General features: G+C 43.2%; 2 protein-coding genes and 1 rRNA gene. 1 reads left to right on the top strand and 2 read right to left on the bottom strand.

The features are described from left to right. Positions 1-372: 372 nt before the first annotated feature. On the bottom strand, positions 373-1,404 hold the full coding sequence (gene hemF, locus J7545_RS19700) for an oxygen-dependent coproporphyrinogen oxidase (protein ID WP_318720043.1): 1,032 nt from the start codon (positions 1,402-1,404) through the stop codon (positions 373-375). 397 nt (positions 1,405-1,801) lie between these two features. Between hemF and acsF the strand changes: the two genes are divergently transcribed. Beyond that, entirely contained in the window at positions 1,802-2,878 is a 1,077-nt protein-coding gene (gene acsF, locus J7545_RS19695; RefSeq protein ID WP_318720042.1) for a magnesium-protoporphyrin IX monomethyl ester (oxidative) cyclase, read from the top strand. 270 nt (positions 2,879-3,148) lie between these two features. Here acsF and rrf read toward each other — a convergent pair. After that, positions 3,149-3,266 (bottom strand): 5S ribosomal RNA (gene rrf / locus J7545_RS19690). Between the last annotated feature and the right edge of the window lie 23 nt (positions 3,267-3,289).

The following is a 3,289-nucleotide window of genomic DNA, read 5'->3' as shown; positions in this document are numbered from 1 at the left end:
TCAAGTTTTCCCAGATTGGCAATTACTCTCATCACTTCGCCCATTGCTACACCGTGTCAATCAATTTCAATACTTTTTTTCTTCAGCCTAAATCCCTTATCTTAATTCCTATCTTGATTCGGCAGAGTGACAAAAGAGGGTAATACCAAATCCGAATAGTATAGAAAATAAACAGATGCTGTTCTAATCCAAATTTTCTTGCTATCCATCTCCACCTGTACTACCCGGATTTGGTATAAGTATCCCCTATCCCTGCTATATGACCTAAAAATAAGAAACCACCGACAGATTTTTCGGTGGTTCAAAAGGAAAGTCATAACCATTAAATCCAAGAGTTCTAAAGCTGATTAAAGCTATAGAATCAAGGCCGATCTATTTTGCACCTACTAATTCCGGTTCTTTTTCCCAATTAACCCAATCTTGGGCTTTTAGGAACGTGGTATAAAGCTTTTCTTCTCGGCTGCATGCTTCTGGACTATAGCAATATTCCCAACGTACCAGGGGAGGTAAGGACATCAGAATAGATTCAGTACGGCCATTCGTTTGTAAGCCAAAAATAGTTCCTCGGTCATAGACGAGGTTAAATTCTACATAACGTCCACGGCGATAAAGTTGGAAATTGCGCTCGTGTTCTCCAGCTTCTATATCTTGTCTGCGCTCAATAATGGGAAGATAGGCATCAAGGAAGGAGTTGCCACAACTTTGAACAAAGGCAAAGATCTCTTCCCAAGTATGAGAAGTGTCGCCAACTTTCTGACTATATTGTGCGGCTTCTCCTTCAGGTTTGGGGCCTCGATAGAGTTCTCCCCGACCATCTTGGTAATCAAAGAAAATTCCACCAATACCTCTAGCTTCTTGGCGATGCTTGAGGTAGAAATATTCATCACACCAGCGTTTGAAGGCAGGATAATATTCTGGATCGTGTTTATCGCAAGCATCCTTAATGGTTTGATGGAAGTGAATCGCATCTTCGGTAAACGGATAGTAGGGAGTTAAATCAACACCGCCGCCAAACCACCAAACCGGGCCGGCTTCAAAGTAGCGATAATTCAGGTGAACGGTGGGAACATAAGGGTTACGGGGATGCAACACCATTGAGGTTCCTGTAGCAAAGAAGGGATGACCCGCTGCTTCAGGACGTTGGGTAAGGATAGAAGAGGGTAGTCCCTCTCCCCAAACTTCGGAAAAGTTCACTCCACCTTGTTCAAAAACTCTACCGTCTCGGATCACTCTGGAACGACCGCCACCTCCTTCGGCCCTTTCCCACTGGTCTTGTTTAAATTTAGCTTGACCATCAATCTTTTCTAGTCCTTGGCAGATGTTCTCTTGCAAACCCATCACCCAGGTTTTAAACCGTTCGCGAGAATCTGTAGGGGGGAGGTTGGAGGTTTCAGAATGACTCATAGTAACTTCGTAATAACGTTGTAGACTCTGTTGGTTTTGTTTGGAATTTCAACTCTAATCACTCTATAGCGATTAAACTCAAATTGATGATTTTTTTTCAAAACTTAATACTGTAAGGAGTACAGGCGATCGCTACACCACTCGACTCCATTCGCCTTAACCTAGGGAAAAAGTAGCCTAAACATCTGCCTAAAACTCCCTCCTACAGTCAGCTTTGTGCTCAGATTATCTCGGCGATCGATCAATCCCACTCTAGATCAACAAGCGTTCTCTTTATGGACTTTTGCATACAACAAAGAAGAACCGTAAAGCAATGTAAATATTTTATGAGAATTGACGACCAATTCTTATCTTCGTTATAAACTGATGTATCGATAAACTGATTTTGCACCTGATTATGGTTAAGACGCTCTCACAACCGACGATAGAAGAACTCAAGCCAGGGGTAAAAGCTCCAGTCAAGGAAACCCTGCTGACCCCTCGGTTTTATACGACTGATTTTGAGGCTATCGCCTCGATGGATATTTCTAGCCAAGAAGCTGAACTTCGGGCTATGGTGGCTGAAATGAAAGCAGACTATAACCGCCATCACTTTGTCCGGGATGAGAGCTTTGACCAGTCTTGGGAACATCTTGATGAAAAAACCCGCGCTACATTTGTAGACTTCTTAGAGCGCTCCTGTACTTCTGAATTCTCCGGCTTTTTGCTCTTTAAGGAACTCTCCCGTAAGCTCAAAGACACTAAGCCCCTATTATCAGAAATCTTTAATCTAATGGCGCGGGATGAAGCCCGTCATGCTGGATTTCTGAATAAGGCCATGAGTGATTTTAAGATCTCTCTAGATTTGGGTTATCTGACGAAAAACCGCACCTATACGTTTTTTAAGCCAGAGTGGATCATCTATGCGGTCTATCTGTCGGAAAAAATTGGCTATTGGCGCTACATCACCGTTTACCGTCATTTAGAGAAACATCCAGAATATCAGTTTTATCCGCTCTTCCGGTTCTTTGAAAGCTGGTGTCAGGATGAAAACCGCCACGGGGATATTTTTACAGCCCTATTGCGATCGCAGCGCCATATGTGGGATAGCTGGACAGGACGGCTCTGGGCCCGCTTTTTCCTGCTCACCGTCTTTGTTACTCATTCTCTCACTGTAGATGAGCGCACTGACTTTTATGAAATGATTGGTTTAGATGCCAGAGAATATGACCAAACTGTCGTTTGCAATACTAATGCTACAGCAGGTCGGGCTTTCCCAGTCATGTTAAATGTAGATCATCCAGAATTTTTCCCACGGGTTTATCGCTGTTCAGAGCGAAACATCGAGCTTGCAGCGATTAATAAGAGCAATGCACCTAAAATTGTCAAATTCTTCCGCAAACTACCCTTAATGGCTGGAATTGGCTGGGATATGCTGCGTCTATATCTAATTAAACCCATTGATGCAGAAGCTATCCGAGATACCGTGTGTTAAGCCAGAAACCCGGTTTCTATGAATATCTTTGACACTCAGCCAAGATTGAAAATAGAAACCTGGCTTATGTTTTTCTTCTCTAGAGAAGAAAAACATAATTCTTTAAGGATAAAGAGTATAAAATAGCCATTATAGGAGATAGGGAATTTCAAAGTGTAAGGCTAGGAAAGTGGCTTTATTCAAACAGTCTACTCTTTAGCCTCCTTGTCATCCCTTAAGAAACAAAACAAAAGGTCTCTCTGAATCAGAAAGACCTTTTGTCAAAAATGGACCTGGCACCGAGCTATTTTGCCCAAGGGTGACCCCCAAAGTATCGTCGCCGCTGCTGTGTTTCACTGCCGAGTTCGGGATGGAGTCGGAGTGGTGCCACAGCGCTCACAGCACCAGGAAAGAGGGAAGGGTTAAAAACCC

Source organism: Roseofilum sp. SBFL (assembly GCF_017746885.1).
In the GTDB taxonomy this organism is placed as follows: domain Bacteria; phylum Cyanobacteriota; class Cyanobacteriia; order Cyanobacteriales; family Desertifilaceae; genus Roseofilum.
The sequence above is the reverse complement of the archived record's forward strand: the minus strand, read 5'-3'. Positions and strand labels throughout refer to the sequence as shown.